The sequence below is a fragment of the Enterococcus sp. AZ119 genome (genome assembly GCF_050546175.1).
GTDB lineage: Bacteria > Bacillota > Bacilli > Lactobacillales > Enterococcaceae > Enterococcus > Enterococcus faecalis.
Genome location: NZ_CP172951.1, coordinates 1,201,746 through 1,222,093, shown reverse-complemented (window position 1 = coordinate 1,222,093; position 20,348 = coordinate 1,201,746). Strand labels below are relative to the sequence as shown.

Annotated in this window: 17 protein-coding genes; 1 reads left to right on the top strand and 16 read right to left on the bottom strand. The window is 36.2% G+C overall.

Going from position 1 to position 20,348, the window contains the following annotated elements; all coding sequences use genetic code 11:
• Nucleotides 1-56 precede the first annotated feature (56 nt).
• The 14 genes from dnaG to IGL37_RS05860 form a co-directional block, all read right to left on the bottom strand.
• Entirely contained in the window at nucleotides 57-1,943 is a 1,887-nt protein-coding gene (gene dnaG / locus IGL37_RS05925) for a DNA primase (RefSeq protein WP_002357644.1), read from the bottom strand.
• 316 nt (nucleotides 1,944-2,259) lie between these two features.
• Nucleotides 2,260-4,596 (bottom strand): cation-translocating P-type ATPase, encoded by a 2,337-nt coding sequence (locus IGL37_RS05920; RefSeq protein WP_002378298.1) that lies wholly within the window; start codon nucleotides 4,594-4,596, stop codon nucleotides 2,260-2,262.
• A 128-nt stretch (nucleotides 4,597-4,724) separates the two neighbouring features.
• Nucleotides 4,725-5,342, bottom strand: coding sequence for a lysozyme family protein (locus IGL37_RS05915; protein ID WP_002357646.1), 618 nt, complete (start codon nucleotides 5,340-5,342; stop codon nucleotides 4,725-4,727).
• A 290-nt stretch (nucleotides 5,343-5,632) separates the two neighbouring features.
• Complete coding sequence (alsE, locus tag IGL37_RS05910; RefSeq protein WP_002389188.1) at nucleotides 5,633-6,322, bottom strand: D-allulose 6-phosphate 3-epimerase; 690 nt, start codon at nucleotides 6,320-6,322, stop codon at nucleotides 5,633-5,635.
• A 137-nt stretch (nucleotides 6,323-6,459) separates the two neighbouring features.
• Nucleotides 6,460-7,560: a PTS fructose transporter subunit IIC gene (locus IGL37_RS05905; protein WP_010774609.1), complete on the bottom strand. Its 1,101-nt coding sequence runs from the start codon at nucleotides 7,558-7,560 to the stop codon at nucleotides 6,460-6,462.
• Nucleotides 7,561-7,669: 109 nt separating this feature from the next.
• Complete coding sequence (locus IGL37_RS05900; RefSeq protein ID WP_033917964.1) at nucleotides 7,670-8,119, bottom strand: PTS sugar transporter subunit IIA; 450 nt, start codon at nucleotides 8,117-8,119, stop codon at nucleotides 7,670-7,672.
• A gap of 19 nt (nucleotides 8,120-8,138) precedes the next feature.
• Nucleotides 8,139-8,456, bottom strand: a complete 318-nt coding sequence (locus IGL37_RS05895) for a PTS fructose transporter subunit IIB (RefSeq protein ID WP_002408519.1) — start codon at nucleotides 8,454-8,456, stop codon at nucleotides 8,139-8,141.
• A complete protein-coding gene (locus tag IGL37_RS05890) occupies nucleotides 8,456-8,908 on the bottom strand; it encodes a PTS sugar transporter subunit IIA (protein ID WP_002389217.1) in 453 nt (150 codons plus the stop codon). The genes IGL37_RS05895 and IGL37_RS05890 overlap by 1 nt, the downstream gene beginning before the upstream one ends.
• Entirely contained in the window at nucleotides 8,898-10,379 is a 1,482-nt protein-coding gene (locus tag IGL37_RS05885; protein WP_033917965.1) for a BglG family transcription antiterminator, read from the bottom strand. The genes IGL37_RS05890 and IGL37_RS05885 overlap by 11 nt, the downstream gene beginning before the upstream one ends.
• Nucleotides 10,380-10,619: 240 nt before the next feature.
• Nucleotides 10,620-12,617, bottom strand: coding sequence for an N-acetylglucosamine-specific PTS transporter subunit IIBC (nagE, locus tag IGL37_RS05880; RefSeq protein WP_002366661.1), 1,998 nt, complete (start codon nucleotides 12,615-12,617; stop codon nucleotides 10,620-10,622).
• Nucleotides 12,618-12,653: 36 nt separating this feature from the next.
• Entirely contained in the window at nucleotides 12,654-13,487 is an 834-nt protein-coding gene (locus IGL37_RS05875; protein WP_002357655.1) for a PRD domain-containing protein, read from the bottom strand.
• A gap of 309 nt (nucleotides 13,488-13,796) precedes the next feature.
• On the bottom strand, nucleotides 13,797-15,449 hold the full coding sequence (locus tag IGL37_RS05870; protein WP_033917966.1) for a peptide ABC transporter substrate-binding protein: 1,653 nt from the start codon (nucleotides 15,447-15,449) through the stop codon (nucleotides 13,797-13,799).
• Nucleotides 15,450-15,466: 17 nt separating this feature from the next.
• The gene (locus tag IGL37_RS05865) at nucleotides 15,467-16,843 is read right to left on the bottom strand and encodes a transglutaminase-like domain-containing protein (RefSeq protein ID WP_002357657.1); all 1,377 of its coding nucleotides are present in this window, start codon (nucleotides 16,841-16,843) and stop codon (nucleotides 15,467-15,469) included.
• A 16-nt stretch (nucleotides 16,844-16,859) separates the two neighbouring features.
• The gene (locus tag IGL37_RS05860) at nucleotides 16,860-17,924 is read right to left on the bottom strand and encodes a dipeptide epimerase (protein ID WP_002360381.1); all 1,065 of its coding nucleotides are present in this window, start codon (nucleotides 17,922-17,924) and stop codon (nucleotides 16,860-16,862) included.
• A gap of 275 nt (nucleotides 17,925-18,199) precedes the next feature.
• Between IGL37_RS05860 and IGL37_RS05855 the strand changes: the two genes are divergently transcribed.
• Complete coding sequence (locus IGL37_RS05855) at nucleotides 18,200-18,544, top strand: metal-sulfur cluster assembly factor (protein WP_002357660.1); 345 nt, start codon at nucleotides 18,200-18,202, stop codon at nucleotides 18,542-18,544.
• 97 nt (nucleotides 18,545-18,641) lie between these two features.
• Here IGL37_RS05855 and IGL37_RS05850 read toward each other — a convergent pair whose 3' ends face one another.
• Both IGL37_RS05850 and IGL37_RS05845 read right to left on the bottom strand, forming a co-directional pair.
• The gene (locus IGL37_RS05850; protein WP_010820815.1) at nucleotides 18,642-19,181 is read right to left on the bottom strand and encodes a GNAT family N-acetyltransferase; all 540 of its coding nucleotides are present in this window, start codon (nucleotides 19,179-19,181) and stop codon (nucleotides 18,642-18,644) included.
• A 212-nt stretch (nucleotides 19,182-19,393) separates the two neighbouring features.
• Nucleotides 19,394-20,248, bottom strand: coding sequence for a hypothetical protein (locus IGL37_RS05845; RefSeq protein WP_010820814.1), 855 nt, complete (start codon nucleotides 20,246-20,248; stop codon nucleotides 19,394-19,396).
• Between the last annotated feature and the right edge of the window lie 100 nt (nucleotides 20,249-20,348).

The following is a 20,348-nucleotide window of genomic DNA, read 5'->3' as shown; positions in this document are numbered from 1 at the left end:
CACTGGGACTTATCAAAATAAAATGAACAAAACGCTTAGTTCTATTCATTTATTGCTTAAGTAAATGTTCGTTGAGCTTTAAGCTGTCGAGCCAATTGGATAATCTCCATTGTTAATTCGGCTTCAAGCTGTTGGTTGCCCACTCGTTTTGCTTCTTGCTGTTGAATCTTTTTCTGCTCAATTGCCTCTGCAATACTTGATAAGGCAATTACATGTAATAAATCGGCAACTTCTCGCTCAGAGCTTTCTTCCGATAAATTCTGATACGCAATTTCAATTGCTAATTGTTTGGTTTGATTATCTTGCAAGAAATTAATAAAATCGGCAATGTCGAAACTTTGATGCAGTGTCGCATAACTTTCTAGCAAGAAATATAATTCTTGGTATTCATCATGAGCGAACGAAAAATCTGGCAATTGTTGAACGGTTTGCCGTACTCCTTGTTCATTCATTAAACGAAATAATAAAGAACGTTCTGCTTTTTGAACTTGTGTTAACGGTAACTTGTTTTGGACGTGATTCTCTTCAAAAACAGGTTCTTCCATTGGTGGTGGCATCATTTCATCTTGATAAAATTGTTGCCTTTCTTGCCGTTGGACTGAACGTTGCTCTTGCTTCAATTGATTGAATTGTTCTTCTAAACTATGAACAGAAAGTTGAAATTCCTGAGCAATTTGGTTTAAATAACGATCACGTTCCAAGGGAGATTGAACATTGGTTAACTCCCGTAACAATTCGTTCACATAATCCAATTGTTCTTTTTCGTTATTCATGTTTCTAGTTAACCGATGATAATTCATTTTAAAACTAAAAACTGTTTCTCGGCCATGATTGGCTAAATTTTGAAAAGCTTCTGCGCCATATTTCCGCACATATTCATCAGGATCCAGCTTTTCAGGGATGCTGACAATACTCAAGTCAAAATGACTGTTTTCTTGCAATAATTGAATCGCACGGTTTGTGGCTTGAACACCGGCATTATCGCCATCGTAACAAATAACTACTTCCTTAGCGACCCGTTCCAAACGCCGAATTTGTTCATTGGTCAAACTAGTCCCCATTGAAGCCACCCCGCTTTTTACGCCTGATTGCCAAGCAGCGATAACATCCATGAATCCTTCAAAAAGCAAGACTGTATTTTCTTTACGAATTTCTTTTCTGGCTTTATCAAAGTTAAACAGCGTTTCTCGCTTATTAAAAAGTGTTGTTTCAGGACTATTCAAGTATTTAGGCATCTCATCCCCTGGAAAATCAGCTGTTTTTAACAAGCGACCAGAAAAGGCGATGATATTGCCTTGGGGATCATTAATTGGAAACATGATTCGTTGATAGAAACGATCCAAAAACGTACCGTTATCTCTTTGGACAAACAGCCCAGAAGGCTCAAAAAGCGTTTCATCCAGTTGTTCATTTTTAAAAACTTGACTTAAGAAATCACGTTTTTGCGGCGCAAATCCAATTTGAAAGGTCTCAATTAGTTCTTGTGTTAACCCCCGCTCTAATAAATAGTTTAATGCGGGTTCGCCAATTTTAGTATTCACTAAAATATGATGGTAAAGTTCTGCGGCTTTACTATGCAGTTGTAACAAACTCCGTCTTTGTTGGTTTTCTGGGGTATCCGCTACTTCACGCGGCTCTGACCAATCAAAGTCCACAGATAAATGTTCCAAATCTGCAACACGTTTCACGGATTCTGGAAAACTAATGCCTTCAATTTCTTGCAAGAAATTAAAAACAGTTCCACCTTTCCCGCAGCCAAAACAGTGAAAAATTTGTTTGTCTTCTGCTACTGAAAATGAAGGGGAACGTTCTTCGTGAAACGGACATAAACCCATATAATTTTTACCGGATTTTTTTAACTGGACATACTGCCCAATAATATCTACTATATTCGTTCGGTGACGAACTTCCTCAATGACTTCCTGAGGAATGCGTTGTGCCATTGTCCTCACCTCCTAAGAATAGCATTGTGCTAACTCATGTGATTGACCGTTTAAAAAACGCACTGTCATTTCAGTGCGAATTCCAATGGACACATTTACACATGATTTATTGTATCACATAATCGCTGTTTTTCAAGTATCTTGTTTCAACTCAACAAAAAAAGAAAGTATCTAGGACAAAAGTCATCCTGACTCCTGCCCCAGACACTAACTCTTAAAATAATCAGTTAAACATCAAGCTTGCTCCGACTTCCTTCAAGATTTAAAGAAGAACTGCATTTCTGGAGACGAATGCTTTTAGATCAACCTCTGCTTTTTATAAATCTTTAATTGTTTTTCCAGCACGTTTCATTTGTACGAAACCAATTGTTACACGCACCACAATATTAATGGCCATCATAATAAAGAAGAGACCCATTGTTTGCGAAGTTAAGAAACCAATTTCTAAAATGTTGTGGAATAACATAGCTGCTACATAAATACCAATAATGGTACTGAAAACCAAGAAAATGCGTAATGGATTTAAAGGCAGACATGCTCGAACAACAGCCATACAGCTAATTCCAACTAATAAATAATACATTAACGTCGTGGTGTCTAAAGAAGAAAATCCTTGATTTTGTCCAATCAGATAAACAGCAATGATATTCACTACAACTAAAAGCGCATTAACAGACGCATTTTTCAAAGCCGTTGGTAAAAACTTCCCGACAACTTTTCGTTTGTCCCCTTCGAAAGATAAGAAGAAAGCAGGATACCCTTCAATTGCTAAATCAATCAAGGTCACTTGAATCGGAATGAACGGGAACGCAATGGCCGTTAAGGCACAAATGATTGAGAGAATAAACGAATAAATCGTTTTAATGAAGAAAACGCTGGAAACTCGGGTTACATTATTTACCACACGTCGTCCTTCAAACAAGACATCTGGTAACGTTGTAAAATCAGAATCTAGCAAAACTAGATTAGAAATTTGCCGAGTAGCGCCATCTCCCTCTGCCATGGCGATACTACAATCCGCTTCTCGTAACGCTAAAACATCGTTGACGCCATCGCCGGTCATCGCCACCACATGCTCTGTGTCTTTCAACTCACGTACAATGGTCCGTTTTTGCTGAGGCGATACACGTCCGAACACTGTGTATTGCTGAACTGCTTCACGCACTTCTGCTTCTGTCGTTTTGGTCGACAAATCAATATAAGACTCATAACCGGGTAGCCCAGCACGACGAGCAATATTTGAAACAGTCACCGGATTATCACCAGAAATTACTTTTAAGTCGATTCCTTCTTCTTTTAGATAAGCCAGTGTTTCTTTGGCATTTTGGCGAATTGGATCATCAATTTCTAGAATTGCTAATGGCTCTAAGTAAGGCATTTTGGTTTCGTTTAACGGTTGTTGTTCCGCAATGGCTAACATCAAGACGCGATACCCATTCTCTTGTGCTGTAAAAACAGCTTCTGGCAACCGACTATCGTCTACCAAACGCTCAGGAGCCCCTAAATAAACTGTCCCAATTTCTGGAAATTCAATAGCCCCCCATTTTCGTTCAGAAGAAAAAGCCAAGACTTCTTTTGCGCCAAATCGATTGGATACTTCATAATGATCACGAATTGCTTGCATTGTAATATTATTATCCGTACTTTCAGATAGGTAGCTTCCGATAATCTGTGGGAAGAGTTCTTCATATTTGTCATGCAAGATAATCGCCTTTTGCACTTTCATTTTACCTTCTGTAATCGTTCCAGTTTTATCTAAACACAAAGTATCCACATGGGCCAATGTTTCAATTGAGTACATATCTTGTACTAGAATACGTTTTTTGGCTAACTTAATGACACCTGTTGTCAGCGCAATACTAATTAATAGTACTAATCCTTTTGGTAACATCCCTAACAAAGCAGCTGCAGAAGCAACAACAGATGTTTTAATGCCAGCATCTCTTAGCCAAAAAGCTTCAACAAATAAAATAATCCCTAGAGGAATAATCACCCAACTTGTAAATTTAGAGACTTTACGAATCGAATTGACTAACTCTGATTGAATTGGTTTATGCACTTTAGCTTCTTGGGTGATTTTCACAGCATAGTTTTCGGCACCAACGTGGATAACACGGGCATAGGCTTGTCCGCTAACAATGAAACTTCCAGAAAGCAAGGTATCGCCGATTTCCTTTTCAATTAAATCTGATTCGCCTGTTAACAACGCTTCATTCGCTTCGACTTTACCGTCGATAACTTCCATATCAGAAGGAACTTGTTCCCCTGCAGAGATAATAACAATATCTTCCATAACTAGTTCTTTTGTATCAATTTCTTGTTGTACGCCATTTCGAACAACATGAACATTTTCTTTTGCCACAATAGATAATTTTTGAACTAAATTACGGGCATGAATTTCTTGGAAAATCCCGATTGACATGTTCACAATAATAATCGCTAAGAAAGCCAGATTGGAATACGCTCCGACAAATAGTAAACAAACAGCGATTGCAAAGTTTAAAAAGTTGAATAACGTCATGACGTTATCAAAAATAATATCTTTTGTAGATTTTGCTACATTTTCCTCATAATTATTTTGAAGGCCTAACTCTTTCTGCTTGGCAACTTCTTCTGTACTTAACCCTTTTTTCAGGTCGACTTTATTCAACATCCAGCTCTTTCCCTACCTTTTCAATTAATCAGTTACATCCCTTCTAGTTTACTTGCATTTTCATGAAACTGCAAGAAAAGCCTAAAAAATTCCTGTAAGTTGAAAGAATTCTTTAGACTTTTCTCGTTTTAATTTAACTTTTCAATAAACCAACGATTCATTTTGACAATTTCCGCATAGAACATATTGCCACCATTTTGATAAAGGTAACCACCATTGTAAACTAACGCTTGCCAACGATAATAACGATATTTCGTATTTTGGTCATTCCCTAGCAACGGTGAAAGGACTTCTCTTGAATATTCTTCTGCTAACTCTGTCGTGTGTTTCCCGCCGCGTTCTTTAACAAACTGAATATAATCCAGTCCATAATTATATGCTTGTACGCCTGTCCACTCATCACAGCCAGCTTCTTTTGCTTTCGCTAACGCTTCCGCGAGAAATTTTACGCCATGCGCGATACTTTCTTCTGGTGTTTCAATCACTTCTTGTTGTCCATAAACACTTTCACTGCTCTGCATAATATCGCCAGATTTCCCTTTAGATTCTGTATAGATAATCGCTAAAGCTAATGTTTTGTATTCAGGTATTTTATTTTTTTTGACTTCTGCTTCTACTTGTTTTTCAAAGGTCATTACCGTTTCAACATTTTGATGTATTTTATAGCCAAGATAGCCAAGACCAGCAACTAAACCAACAAACAAAAGTAGCATGATTTTATAAATTATTTTTCTTACTCTACGCATCGAATCATCCAAACTTTTTCTTTTAAGATACGTTCTATGTTACTTGAAATAACTGAAAAAAGCGAAGTTTTTGTTACTTCTTTAGTTTTATTTAATAAAAGTAACTTTTTTGTGAACAAACCGTAACTTCGCAAGATTGAACGTTTTCACCTAGAATAGAATAACAAGTAATTTTGTTCTATTGGCGCTTATTTATTGCATCAAAAAAGCCCAGATAAGAATGAACAAAATTCTTTTCTAGGCTTGACTTTATACAACTTATCTATTCTTTTAACAAACAGTCAATTGTTTTATGGAATTTTTTTCCCAGTCATTTCTTCATAGTCTCTACTCATCATTCTCCAAGCTTTTTCAATATCTTCATTCAATCCAAACAATCCGCTTCTACCAACAATATAAATATCAGGTCCTGCAGCATCAATTCGCTTAAATGAATTTCTATTCGATGAGCCGTCCATTTCAATTACATAACGATACCCTTTTTCTTTACGTAAATTACGAAGAGCAACAATTTTATCAAGTGTTCCTTCAATAAATCGCTGGCCAGCAAAGCCTGGATCAACGGTCATGATTGTGATTTTATCCAACAATTCAATATATGGAAAGATTGATTCAATAGGCGTTTCGGGATTAAGGACGATCCCTGCTTTAAGATTAGCATTGTGAATTTGGTCAATTAGGCGAAATGCTAGACCATCTAAAACCTCTGCATGCATACAAATCCATTCACATTTGATATCTACTAGTTGTTGTACCCAAAAGCTTGGATTCGTAACCATTAGATGGGCAGATACTGGGAGCTTCGAAATTTTTCTTAACTCCTCAATAAACCACGGAGATAATGTAATGTTTGGCACATAGTGACCATCCATAATGTCTATATGATACGAAGCAACATGATCATTCAAAAAGGTGATTTGTTGTTTAAACTTGTCCAAATCCATCGTCATTAATGACGGAGAAAATTCAACTTTGTTCATTCTAATTTTCAACTCTTTCTATCTGATTATTTGTTTGATGTTTTTGAAAATTTTTCTAACTCGTTATATTCAGACGTTGATTCATCTCTGATAGGCAATATAAATTGCATTAATTTTGTTACGCTTTTTCATTTTGTTTAGAAAATCTGAATATCTTCCAAGTTTATCTCCTCTTCTTCTTTTTCTACTAAAGCTTCCATATCTTTCTCAGTTATATCTTTCTTAATAATAGCTAAAACTAAACCGGTAACCACAGCGTTTACAACAATTGCAATAATGCCAGCCAGCGGTTTACTCATTGTTGGAATCATTAAAACACCGCCAAATGGAACTGTCGCATCTGCCCCTAAGATCATTGTTGTTGCGCCACCCACGAAGCCTCCAATCGCTGTAGCAATGACTCCTCGGACAATATCATTCATAACTAAAGGAATAACACCTTCAACAATGTTAATCACGCCCATTGGTACGGCAGACTTTAACGTTTCAACTTCTAATTTTGTATAAATATTTTTTCTAAATAATTTAGCAAAGAAGAAAGCTAATCCAAAGCCTATTGGCGTTGCTGTATTTACTAATTGCAATGCTGTAATTGGTCCATTAAGTCCTTCCGCTTGCATTGTCAAAACAAAGGCAAAAACAGTTTTGTTAATGGGTCCGCCATAGTCTATACCACTTAATAAACCAATTACACCACCAAAAATTAATAATGACGAGTTACCTAAGCTATCTAAAAAGTTCGTTAATAATGAAGTAAATGCCGTTATTGGGGTCCCGATAATATATATCATGATTAATCCACCAGTAATTGAGGTTAAAAATGGAATAATTAATGTTGGCATTAACCCTTTCGCCCAATTGGGTAATTTCACATATTTCAAAATAGCTAATACAAGATATCCTGCCAAGTAACCACCTAAGATACCACCAATAAAGCCGGCACCAACTGCATTCGCAGTTAAACCAATAATAAAGCCTGGAGCAATTCCAGGTTTACCGGCGATTGAAAAAGAAATGCCAGTAGATATAACAACCGGCAGTAAGCCTAAGCCAGCGCCACCCATAGTAGCTAAAGCATCCCAAAGCGAAAATTCACCTGGTACCAAGGTTCCTTGACTTGAGCCACCAAACCCCATACCAATTGCAATTAAAAAGCCAGCACCACAGACAATTGGAATTAAATATGAGATTGCTGTTAATAAATGACCTTTAAGATTTAACTCTTTTAGTTTTTTCATTTTTATCCTCCTAAACATTGTTCTTTTCATTTTATTTTCTATTTAAAAAAATTACTGTTGTGGATTCTTCTGTAGAAAATATCCACAATATGCTGTCTCAGTAATTTCATTAAGAGAATGCCTTCACTACATCCTCTGGCGATTTTGATTGAAGGAATTCTCTCACTACTTCATCATTTCCGAGTTTTCTGGCAAACAATGATAATAGTTTAAGATGGCTAGTTGTTTCTTTATGATCATTACCCACAGCAAAAAGAATGATTCCTTTTACGCCATTATCATCTAAAGATTCCCAAGGAATTTCTGTACTGTTAATACCAATGGCCACGCCTATTTTTTTTACATACGCACTTTTGCCATGTGGAATGGCTAGATAGTTTCCGATGCCTGTTTGGCCTTCCGCCTCTCTAACATAGATATCTTTTATAAAGCCTTTTTCCTCTGAAATATTGCCATTTTCAAGCAAAAGATTGGCTAATTCTTTTAACGCTTCCTCTTTTGTATTTACATTCATATTCGTTTTAACGGTTTTTAAGTCAATGATATCCTTTACTTCCATTACAATTCCTCCTAGAAGGTTACTTTTCTTGTGTCATAACTTCTTCTGCTTTTTCAATTAGTTTAGTGGGTGATTTTACAGCAACTTCTGTAGGTACTTGAATGATTCGTTTCCCATCAAAACGCTCTCTTCCAGAAATTTTTACATCAATGGCTAATATAACAATGTCCGCTTCCTTAATTTGTTCATCCGTTAGTTTGTTTTCAATCCCAATGGTCCCTTGTGTTTCTATATGGATCTCAACTCCTGCTTTTTTTGCAGCGTTCTCCAATTTTTCTTGTGCGATATATGTGTGAGCAATTCCTACTGTGCAGGCTGCTACGCCGACTATCTTCATTATTTTTCCTCCTCAAATTTTTCTATATTTTTATAAAAATCTGTTTCTGTTTTTAAACGCAACAACTTTTCTAAGAAGTCTTCATTTGCTAATTTTCTAGTAAATCGACTGATTTCTTTTTTTACTTTTAACTGTTCATTTTCTTTTAGTAATATGACAATAATTAATTTCACTTGCTTAATGTCTGCCGTCCATTCTTGGATTTCTGTTTTTAAGCCAATCAGATATATTTCACTTTTTTTCAAGAGTGCATTCTCTAAATGTGGCAAGACAACTTGCTCTGCAATCTGATTACTTCCCATCTTCTCACGATTTACCAAAGATTCCTCAATCTGCTTTTTTTCTTCGGGCGTTAACCAAGGTGCTGCTGTTTCTGCAATGAATTGATATACTTGCTGTTTTGAAAGAAGTTCTTGGTTTAGGAAAACTTGGTATAAAGGATTAACGTTCATGATAGATTTCCTCAACTTTTCTTTGTAATCGATACTGATCATCCATTGTAAACATGGCACTTACCAACAATGATTTAATGGGGACCTTTTCCTGTAAATGAATCGTTGTAAGAATCAATTCAATATCAGAATAATCTTTTAATGATTTCTTTATATTTCGTGTGGCAATAATTTCAACAATTTGTAATTCAGGGAATTTCTTTTCAACTTTTACTCTCAATAGTTCTGAAGTTCCAATTCCAGTGGTACACATAATCAAAGTACGAATAGGTAACTGATTGGTTTCAATCATTCGCGCAAAATACAATGTAATAAACCCATTCTCGTCTTCGTTTATAGCCGGTAGTTGATAGTTTTTACTTACTTGCTTAGAAACTTGCACAATTTTTCTGAAAATTGTTTCATACGTCATTTTTATTTGATCCAATAAACTATTCTTAACATGTATGCCGTTTTCAAGACGATTTATCATTGGTTTTATATGACTAGCCAATTCAAGAAGTAGCTGATCATTATCAGTTAAAATTTTTAGTTGTGCACTCATTTCCTCTAAATAAAATTGAGTAATTTGCATTACTTTGAAAGAAAAATTAGTTACTTTACTAAATGAACCTTGCATCCTAGAAGAAACCAAATATTGATATAAGTAATAAATTTCAACGTTAGGCAGTCTCTTATTTAAATAAGTTTCAATCTGTTGAATCGTTGTTTGCGCGACCTTTTTGAGTACTAAGTCCTTTGTTAATTCTTGTTCATCTTCGTTAGATAATTGGTATTTTTCAGAAATAGCTACTTTTCGTGAACGACTAATTAAGATATAAAGATGCGAAAAGATGTTTACGTTATATGGATGTGGAATAGTAATATCCAGTTTTTTTTCAATGTTCCTGACTTGATCTAACGTAAAAAGGACATCATAATTATTAAAATTTAATGCTTTGTTGTTTCGAAGATCCTCAATATCGATAATGTTCAACAGTTGTATTCTATCGGAAATGGCTTTCCTGATAGCTCTTTCCTCACCGATAATTGCCAACGTTCGATTTTTCCGTTTGAGTGTTAAATCATATTTCTTTAAATCTTCGGATAATTGTTGTTCATCGCTAAATATCACAGAATCGCCAACATAATATCTTGCAAATAATTCATAAACATTTTTAGCTTGTGGAGAAGCTAACAACAATTCCTCCAGAATTCGATTGCGTCTTTCCCTTGGCGAAAAATCACTTTCTTTTTCGACTAAATGTCGATTCTGTTCCATAAATCGTTCATAGTCTAGCTTGTATCCTCGTCCTTTCTCAGATAATATGAGTGAACCTTCTGAAAATTCATCGTTAATTTTTTTTATCAAACGATAAACTGTCTTAGGAGAAGTACTTAGGCAGTTTGCCAATTCTTCTGCAGTCATATAATCTTGTTTTTTTGAGAGAAGTAACAACAATTTTTGTCCACGTTCTTTTTTCGAACTCATAGCAACCCCTCCTTGATATATTTATTATAATCCATATAAAAGAAAACGCTTCCTTGTTTTCTGTCCGTTACATTGGCCATTTTTGTGAGTGGTTAAAGTGTTCAATTATGCGAAACTTTCTAAGGCTATTTATAAATAAAAATCTGTAGAGCAAGCGATTTTGAATTACTGGCTCTACAGACACTAATACTTTCAAAGAATACAAAAAAGGGCTGCCTTACGGCTAGCCCTTTTTTACTTTTATTTTACGGTAACATTTCCGATTACATCATTCATTGAAGTCGTTTGACCTGCTTTTTGTAAATCGTATTGAGCAACGATATCTTGATTTGTGAAAACAACAATTAAATCTGATTTTTTGCCAGCTTGTTCTAATGCCGCTAAATCAATGGTTGCAATTTTATCGCCTTGTTTTACAACTTGGCCTTCTTCAACATGTAATGTAAATGGTCCACCTTGTAACTCAACAGTATCTAGACCCATGTGTAATAATACTTCAATGCCTGAATCTGTTTGGATACCTAACGCATGTTTTGTTGGGAAAATGCTAGTAATTTTACCAGCAACGGGTGTTGAAACTTCGCCGTCTGTTGGTACGACAGCAAAACCGTCACCCATCATTTTTGCTGAGAAAACATCATCTGGTACTTCAGAAATAGGAATAACTTTCCCATTCGCTACAGAATATAATTCAGTTTCTTTTGTTGAAACTGGTGCTTTTTCTTCAACAACTGGTTTAGAAACAGGTGTTTCTTTGGCTGGTGTTGCTGGCGCTTGGTGGTTATATAATCGTTGCATTTCGTCAGCAACAAATTGTACTTCCGTACCAACGATCACTTGGATATTGGTGTCATCAATGACTTTCACACCTGGAACCCCAGTTGCTTTAATTTTTGCTTGATCCACTTTGCCTGTATCTTTCACTGTTAAGCGTAAACGAGTTGTACAGTTATCAATAGAAGTTACATTAGCATCAGCGCCTAAACCATCATAAATACGACGAGCTAGAGAAGCAAATTTGTTGTCACCTTCTGCAACATCTGGCGTTTCTTCGCCATCGCCTTCTTCACGTCCTGGTGTCATTAAGTTAAACTTAGTGATTGCAAAACGGAAACCGAAGTAGTAAATTGCCGCAAAGACAAGTCCTTGAACCACCAACATCATTGGGTGATTTGCGACTGGGTTTTTCAAACTTAAGAAGAAGTCTACAAAACCTGCACTAAAGGCAAAGCCAGCTGTCCAATGCATAAACGCAGCGAATGCTAAAGAAATACCTGTAAAGACCGCATGTAAAACATATAAAGGCCAAGCAACGAACATAAATGAGAACTCTAAAGGTTCAGTTACGCCTGTAAAGAAAGCCGCAAAACCAGCAGCTAACATTAATGAAGCTGTAACTTTTTTCTTCTCAGGACGTGCACATTGATAAATTGCAAACGCACCTGCTGGTAAACCAAACATCATTACTGGGAAGAAACCAGCTTGATACATCCCTGTTTGTCCTACAATTGCTTTACCAGTATCTAACGCTTGTTGACCAGCTAAAAAGTTCCCAATATCATTGATACCAGCAACATCAAACCAGAAAACAGAATTCAAAGCATGGTGTAAGCCTGTTGGAATTAATAGTCGGTTAAAGAAACCATACAAGCCAGCTCCTACGAAACCTAAGCTAGAGATTCCTTTACCAAAAGCAACTAATCCGTTATAAACAACTGGCCAGAAGAAGAATAAGACAGCTGAGATTGCTAACATCGAAATAGCTGACATAATAGGAACTAAACGTTTTCCACTAAAGAATGATAAAGCCATTGGCAATTTCACACCAGAGAAACGATTATACATTGCCGCGGCAACTAAACCAGCGACAATCCCGACAAAGACATTGTTGTCCATGCTGTTGAAGGCTGGGTTTACTTCAGCAATATCCTTGAAGCCTTTAATGGCTTGGATAGAAGCAGGCGCTAAAACAGTTTTTGGCACTAAATAAGCGACTAAACCAGCTAATGCTGCCGATCCATCTTTATCTTTTGACATTCCTAACGCTAAACCAACCGCAAATAATAATGCTAAGTTGTTTAAGATAGCCAAACCACCATTCATTAGAAAAGTTGTGGCTGGACTAGCGCCGATTGTTCCCACGATCCAGTTGGCAATACCGACTAATAAAGAAGCCGCCGGTAATACAGCAACTGGTAACATTAACGAACGTCCCATTCTTTGCATATACGCTTTCATTATACGTAACTCCTCACATAAACTATTTAATTTTTATTATTTGGTCATTCTTAATCGTTCAATGTGAATCGATAAATAACCAAGTTCTTCATTTGGTACTTGATAATGAAAATTTCTCATTAATAAGACTTGTACTTTTTTTGAGATTTCATAGCTTTCAGCATACTTTTTCTTTACGACTTCCAAAATTTCTTCATCTAAAACAGCATATTGATTTTGTTGGAAGCGATGAATAAACAAACGTAAATGATTCACCAAACGTGAATAACTGAGACTATTTTTATCATCATGAATATCAATAGCCAATTCCTGCTCGATTAAATGAATAATTTCAGAAACGATTGTAACTTCACGGATACTTTTACTATTATCAGTACGCCCGCTGCGAGCACTATGGATATGAATTGCAATATACCCCGCTTCATCATAACTAAATGGAATCTCTAAGGTTTGTGTTAAATATTCTACAGCCCATTGAGCAATAGCAAATTCTTCACTATATAAAATCTCAATTTCACTTAAAAGCTTGTTCCGAACAATAATATTATTTTGAATATTTTCAGCTGCAAAAGCAATGTGATCACTCAACCCAATATTAATATGTTCATTCAACTTTTCACCCAATACCGTTTCAGCATGTTGGATAATTTCTTCACTCGCTAAAAAGTATTTGTCTTCAATTTGTGATAGCAGTACTTGAAGTTTTTTCAGTCCTTCTGGCTCCATCACAAACATCCGCTCCACCAATTGTCGAGATAAGACATCATTTTTAGTCTTATTAAACCCGACGCCTTTACCGACAGCTACTTTCTCCTGTCCTTCGTCAAGAACAAGTACAGCATTTTGATTTAGCACCTTTTTAATTTTCATAAATGACCCTCTTCTGCAGAAGTAATTCTAACATTTTCAGTGAAAACAACAAAAAAAGCATAGAACAATCCCGTTAAACATGTTGCGTAACCATTGTACACCACATTGTATTACGAAATTCTTCCATGCCTAGTATTATCTAGTCACATGAAAACGCTATTCATTTGTTAACAGTGCTTATTCTAACGAGTATCATTATTTTTGTCAACCTTTTTCAATTATTTTTTTATTAATTGTTGACTATTAACAAAAAAGAAGCTCTTATCGGAAAAAAAGTACCTTCAGCTAAAGGTACTTTTGTTCACTAATTTATTCTTTATAGGCATACTTATATGTGCTCGTTGCACCGAAGTTATGATACTGAATACCTTTGACACCTGGTCGTATAAGCTGACTACGAGCCTCTTGGTATAAAGGAATTAAAGCGGCATCTTCTTCCACCAATACTTTTTCAGCTTTAATTAATGTTTGCCAACGAGTTTCAGGCTCATTTGCGTATTTAGTTGTTGCTTCTTCAATTAGTTGATCAAACGTTGGGCTAGAATAGTTCATACGGTTACCACTAACTGAGCTTTCTAAGAAAGTCATTGGATCCTGATAATCGGGTCCCCACATGCCAACAGACAATTCATAATCCCCTTTTCTCATTAATTCAATCGCATTATTTAAAGGAACTGTTTTGACATTAATAGTGAGACCTGGCAACGTTTCTTGTAACTGGCCTTGGATAAATTCAGCAACTTTTCGGTCACTATCACCATCTCTTGAAAGAAGTTCAATGGCTACATCTCCGTTTAGCTCTGCTTTTGCTTTATCTAAATACTCTTTGGCTTTTTTGGCGTCTGTTTTGACAAGAGCGCCTGCTTCTTGACGAAAATCTTCATTCGTTTCTGGGTTATATACAAATTTTTCTGGAATGTACCCATAAATTTCTTTTGAGCCATCTGCTAAAATATTATCGACTAAACTTTTTTTATCCAAAGCATAAGCTAAAGCTTTGCGGACATTCTCATTTGCAAAAATGGATGGTTTTTCGTTTCTTTTTTGGTTTAAACGTAAGGAATAGACTTTTGACCGTTCGATTGCTTCATAGTCTGGGTTGTCTCGATTTTGTTTAGCAAAATCTCCTGTTAAGACAGCCACATCTAATTCACCTGATTCGTACAAATTATAAACGGTATTGGTTTCTTTAAGAACTTCAAAATGAATCGTTTCTGATTTTACTTTTTCTTTATCGTAATAGTCGGGATTACGCACAAAGTCCCATGACATCGCTGACTGATCCCAATTTTTCATTAAAAATGGACCATTAGATACAATCATTTCACTAGAAGTGCCATAGGCTTGTCCTTTTTCTTTCGCGAATGCTTCGTTTTGTGGGAAAAATGGAGAAAATGCCAATAACGACGTAAAATACGGTACAGGCTTTTCCAAAGTAACCTCCAAAGTATAATCATCAAGCGCTTTGACACCCAATTCCTCTGGTGCTTTTTCCTCTTTTGTAATAGCTGTTCCGTTCAGAATCGTTCCTTCTAACAAGAAAAAGTAATTGGCTTGGTTTTTGGGATTCGCTAATTTACGCCAAGCAAAAACGAAATCATTGGCTGTTACAGCATCACCATTGGACCACTTGCCATCTTCTCTTAGTTTAATGGTATATCGTTTGCCATCTTCAGAAATTTCAGGCATCTCTTTAGCGGCAGCAGGTATCAGTTGATCCTTCTCATCTAATTGATATAGCCCTTCAAAGACATTGGACTGTGCGTTAATACTGGCTTCATCTTGTGTAAAAATAGAATCCATTGAACCGATTTCCGAGTTCTCCATTAAATTTAAAACTTTTTTCGAGACACTGGTTTTCTCAGTTGCTTTCTCGTCTATTTTTGTTTCTGCTGTTGTGCCACAACCTACCAAGACCGTACTAACAAATAACATAATCCCCATCATTTTTAACTTTTTCATACTATTCCCCCTATGTGTCAATCAAACGGCAATTCTTCCATGGAAAGCCGTTCTTGCGAAACTATCAAGCATGCGTAGGGCAAGCCCTCATTTTCGTACTCAAATTCTCCCCGCTGGTTGTCAATTGGGTCTGCACGCAATTGCATTTTTGCCGGCTGAAAGTCTGCCTGGATCTCACTATTTGCGACCATTCTAAAAACATCTAAATTGCCGAAATAATGATTCCACCGCTGTCTATCCCCGTCTCGGTAAGCACCTCCTCCAAAAGATAAATCCGCAAAGAGCCAGCCGTACGGTTCTATATAAAATTGTGCCCAATCATGACAGCCTGTATAATGTGTAGAAACATATAATCCCGATTGCCATTTGGCTGGTATCCCTGCAATCCGACAAAGCGTGATAAACAAAATCGCTTGCACGCCGCAGTCACCTTTTAAATTAGTTGCGGCATACTCTGAAATATTGGAAATTGTAAAATATTCACGCATGAAAGAATAATGAATCTTTGTCGTCACAAAGTCATAAATCAAGCGTGCCTTTTTTAAGGGATTACTTTCATCGCCCACAATCTCATCTGCTAAATTTCTTAAATAAGGCGTGAATCGAATATGCGGTAACTGTTCCTCTAAATCAAAGCTTGGTTGCATTTTGTCTACGTTATTTTCTTCTAACTGTTGGTAAACCATCCGATTAACATAACAATATTCAACTGTAAACGTTTGATTTTCTTTTAAGATTGTTTCAAAACACAGTGTTCGTTGAGGCGCATCTTCTGCCGCAATATAGGTTGCTTCAGGTGACGTAGCTAGGATTTCAATTTCTGATTGTTGTTGACACGCTTTGGGCAGTGGCAAATGGACACGAACACGCTCACCTGGACGCTCAAATTCTTTTTTCACCTGAATGGTGGCTTTAATTGTTGTTCTCACTTTTCTACCACCGTTTTTTTGCATTTGTTCGATGTTCTCTTTTAGTTCTTTTTTGCGGAGAATTTCTAATTGATTGCTTTCTGCTTCCCGCAAACGTGCAACATATGCCGCATTTGTTTTAATTAAATTGGCCAAAAATCGAAGTTGGAAATACGGTTCACCGTCAATATAAACCCAGTCCACTAATCCCGTTTCTTTTAAACGAATTAATTCCTCTGTTTGATAATCCTGAAAAGTGTCTCTCATCATTTGATCAGCTTTTGCAAAGCTATGAGGATACTCATTCATACGCATCATTTTAATGACATCTTTTTCAATTATCAAACGTTCTTTTAATGCCTGCGGAAGTTCTTTTGTCAACCAAAAATCAATGGCAATATCCGCACTTGCAAAATCGCCAAATTCTTTCACCCTTTGAATTTCCTCAGGCAAAGGGACACTAAGATACTTTAAATCATACTTCATTTGCTTTACTCCTTTTTTAATGAGAAATGCCTAATCCAGCTGCTTCTCCTAATTCCAATAATGGTTTTGCTTCTAAGGATACGCCCCCAGTTACGGGCGCAGTTTCTAAACCGAATGTCGCATCTAAATCTGCTCGTGTGATATTCTTTTGAGCAGCAGCTAAATGGGCAGCAGCCGTGATGCCAATGGTTGTTTCTTCCGCCATGCAACCAATCATGCATTCGATGCCTGCTGTTTCACAAATCTGATTAATTTTCAGCGCTTCATGAATGCCGCCACACTTCATTAATTTTATATTGATAACATCGACTGTACCTTTTTTAACTAATTCCAACGCATCTTGAGCATCAAAACAGCTTTCATCAGCCATAATTGTCGTATTAACTTGTGAAGTAACGTATTTTAGACCTTCTAAATCGCGTCTTTTAACTGGCTGTTCCACTAATTCAATTTGATAATCTGCTAATTCTTGAATCGCTTTAACTGCATCTTTGGGCGTCCAAGCCTGATTCGCATCTAAGCGGAGCTTGATATCAAAGCCAACTGCTTCACGAATCGCTTTTACTCTTGCGATATCAGCTTCAATTCCTGTTCCGACTTTAATTTTTAATGTATCAAAACCTAGTTTGACTTTTTCGACGGCTTTTTGTGCCATCACATTTGGTTCATCAATACCTAGTGTAATATCCGTTATTACTTGGTTATCATAGCCGCCTAACAATTGATAAAGAGGCAGTTGAGCTTTCTGACCCATCAAATCATAACAAGCAATATCGATTGCTGCTTTTGCCGCTGGAGCGAAAGCAGATATTTTATCCATCACTTCATGAATTTTCTCAATATTAAAGGGGTTTAAGCCAATGATTGCTTGGCCAAATAATTCGATCGTTTCAATCGTGCCAGCCAACGTTTCACCGGTAATAAAAATGCCTGGCCCTCCTTCTCCATATCCAACTAATCCCTCTTCTGTTTCAATTTCCACAATTGCACTATCCGCTGATTCTATCGTCCCCAAAGCGATCGTAAATGTTTCTTTCAGTTTAATTTTCGATGCCCTAACATGTACCTGCTTAATTTTCATAAAATCCTCCCTTTGATATTTCCAATTGACTGAAAATTCAGTTTTTTAAAAATACCCAAAAATTAAATTTAGATTGTTATCGATCATTCTAAACTCATTGTTTTCTAATGTCAACAAAATAATGAGATTTCAATTAAAACAAAATGAATTTCTAATTTTATGAGCTTTTTTAATAAATCAGTAAATTCCATGACATGTGAGATACTTCTCATTTACAAACATTCTTAAAAAAGGTATGATAGTAAAGAGGCAACTTGCAAAGGAGTAGAAGACGAATGAGTGAACAACCTCAACAACGTTCAACCGAAGAAGTTGAAGCAATTAAAGAAGATATTTTAACTGCATTAGAAACAGTGATTGACCCTGAATTAGGCATCGATATTGTTAATTTAGGACTAATTTATGAAGTTGAATTTGCAGAAGAAACTGGTGATACTGTCATCAAAATGACCTTAACCACAATGGGTTGTCCGTTAGCAGATGTTTTAACAGAACAAATCCATGGTGTTTTAAAAGATATTCCTGAAGTGAATAATATCGAAGTAAAATTAGTCTGGTACCCTGCTTGGACAACGGATAAAATGAGCCGTTACGCACGAATTGCTTTGGGTATTCGCTAGTTATTTCGAGACTAATGATAAAAAACATATGAAAGAACCGATTGGTCCGTTCTTTCATATGTTTTTTTGTTTGTTTAATTTACTTATTTGAAAAAAACTACCTGATGCTATCAATACTTGGCTTTTTCCAAATTTTTGCTACTGGATGGAAGTCTAATAAAAACTGTAGCTGCGTTCCACCGAAGCCTGACGCTCCAGCAAACATGATATGAAAAGTGAGCCCTCTATCCATAATCAGATACCCTGTATCCAGCACGCCATTTCTTTCATAAAACTGATAACGTTTTTCTCTTTGGGCTTCATTCGCTGCATTTTTGCCAATTTCTTCACTCTCCAAAAGAACCCCCTTAGGATAACGTGTCTTCAATAACGCTAACACGGTTGAACCTAATCGTTTGTTTCGGTGGTGCTGATCAATTGCAAAGAAAAAGACATAGGTTGCTTCAGGTGCAATTTGACTATTTAACAAAATCCCCACGTTCTCATCCGCCTCTTGAATAACAAACAAATGAAATTTTCCTGCTTGAGAAGACGTCAATAATTGACCAAACGGCAGTCTCTCTTCTTCTGGAAAAGCTTCTATGTAGGTTGCTTCCCAATAGGCTTGATTTTCTTGATTTAATAATGTGAATTGCATAAAAGCTCCTTTCTAAAATGATTGCTTCGTACTAATAACTTTTGTTACTTACATAAGACCTAAAAGTTATTTAAACATGCGACTGGTTAGCCCTATACGCAATTATTTTTTGATACTAATCTAGTAGTTTAATCGTTCTCTGTTCCTGAGTCAATAAAAGAGCACACGATTCGAGACTTTCAACGTTTAGTGAAAAGTCGATTCTTATTTCATTACAACCGATTCACTATTCGCTGCCCTCTTTTTTCTATTCGTTGATTTACTTGAACTAAATATTCATTTATCTCCTCTATATTCTGAGGTAAGATAAACGAGTCTTTTTTCAAATGATTTTTCCATAGCGCTACTGGTTGATACTGTTCATTTAAAAATGGTTGCATCTCATACGTATGAACGTAGCTTTCCCATGAATGAAATGAAGCTAAAAATATCGAAAGTTGTTCTAAAGAATAATCCCAATAATCTTTAAACGATAAACTTCTTCCACTGTTAAATCCTAGTGGAACTACTGTAATGTTTCCAATTGAATGGGTAAGTTCGGCAAAACGCTTTAATTGTGGGTCCTGATGGACTCGATCAAATTTAGTAAAATTGTCGAGAAGAAATTCATTCCATGTATATTTTTTTGGTACAGGATTTGGTAAATAGTCAGGAAAAACTTGGTCAAAATAAGTTAAATATCGGTCCGAAATCACAGCCGATGTCCCGGAATCATGAGGCGGATACTTGCTATTTACTGCAAGCAAATTCTGTTCAGAAGATTTTTCTAAATAGCTTTCTTGATTTTCCCCAATTACTTCCGCTGGTCTAAAGAAATCGGGATAAACAAGTTGTAACATAATTTTATACGTTGTCCAAAATGAGTTCATAATATCTTTGTGCGCGGTCGCCTTCCCAGTTAACTTTAAAAAAACATCCTCCACAACCTCGTACTTTTCAATATGGACATTCGATGTTCTAGCTTTTAAAATATTTTTAACCGGCTGCTGGTGGTCATACTCTTGACCCAAAAGTAACTTCTTTAAATCATCTTTCGCTGAAATTGTCTTAACTGTAATCTCCGCCACTTTGAATAACTCCCATCCTACGATTTTCTCTATATTCTTTTATATTATTATACTAGAAAAACGCTCCCTCCTGCCCTTTTTTAATCAACAAATCAGCAAT

Bases quoted from the DNA above. Each gene is read 5' to 3' on its own strand.
- IGL37_RS05915 (WP_002357646.1), bottom strand. From the start codon at position 5,342: ATGCGTAGAGTAAGAAAAATAATTTATAAAATCATGCTACTTTTGTTT.
- IGL37_RS05900 (WP_033917964.1), bottom strand. From the start codon at position 8,119: ATGGAAGTAAAGGATATCATTGACTTAAAAACCGTTAAAACGAATATG.
- IGL37_RS05920 (WP_002378298.1), bottom strand. From the start codon at position 4,596: ATGTTGAATAAAGTCGACCTGAAAAAAGGGTTAAGTACAGAAGAAGTT.
- alsE (WP_002389188.1), bottom strand. From the start codon at position 6,322: ATGAACAAAGTTGAATTTTCTCCGTCATTAATGACGATGGATTTGGAC.
- IGL37_RS05860 (WP_002360381.1), bottom strand. From the start codon at position 17,924: ATGAAAATTAAGCAGGTACATGTTAGGGCATCGAAAATTAAACTGAAA.
- IGL37_RS05885 (WP_033917965.1), bottom strand. From the start codon at position 10,379: ATGAGTTCGAAAAAAGAACGTGGACAAAAATTGTTGTTACTTCTCTCA.
- dnaG (WP_002357644.1), bottom strand. From the start codon at position 1,943: ATGGCACAACGCATTCCTCAGGAAGTCATTGAGGAAGTTCGTCACCGA.
- IGL37_RS05865 (WP_002357657.1), bottom strand. From the start codon at position 16,843: ATGAAGTATGATTTAAAGTATCTTAGTGTCCCTTTGCCTGAGGAAATT.
- IGL37_RS05905 (WP_010774609.1), bottom strand. From the start codon at position 7,560: ATGAAAAAACTAAAAGAGTTAAATCTTAAAGGTCATTTATTAACAGCA.
- IGL37_RS05875 (WP_002357655.1), bottom strand. From the start codon at position 13,487: ATGAAAATTAAAAAGGTGCTAAATCAAAATGCTGTACTTGTTCTTGAC.
- IGL37_RS05890 (WP_002389217.1), bottom strand. From the start codon at position 8,908: ATGAACGTTAATCCTTTATACCAAGTTTTCCTAAACCAAGAACTTCTT.
- IGL37_RS05870 (WP_033917966.1), bottom strand. From the start codon at position 15,449: ATGAAAAAGTTAAAAATGATGGGGATTATGTTATTTGTTAGTACGGTC.
- nagE (WP_002366661.1), bottom strand. From the start codon at position 12,617: ATGAAAGCGTATATGCAAAGAATGGGACGTTCGTTAATGTTACCAGTT.
- IGL37_RS05895 (WP_002408519.1), bottom strand. From the start codon at position 8,456: ATGAAGATAGTCGGCGTAGCAGCCTGCACAGTAGGAATTGCTCACACA.
- IGL37_RS05850 (WP_010820815.1), bottom strand. From the start codon at position 19,181: ATGCAATTCACATTATTAAATCAAGAAAATCAAGCCTATTGGGAAGCA.
- IGL37_RS05855 (WP_002357660.1), top strand. From the start codon at position 18,200: ATGAGTGAACAACCTCAACAACGTTCAACCGAAGAAGTTGAAGCAATT.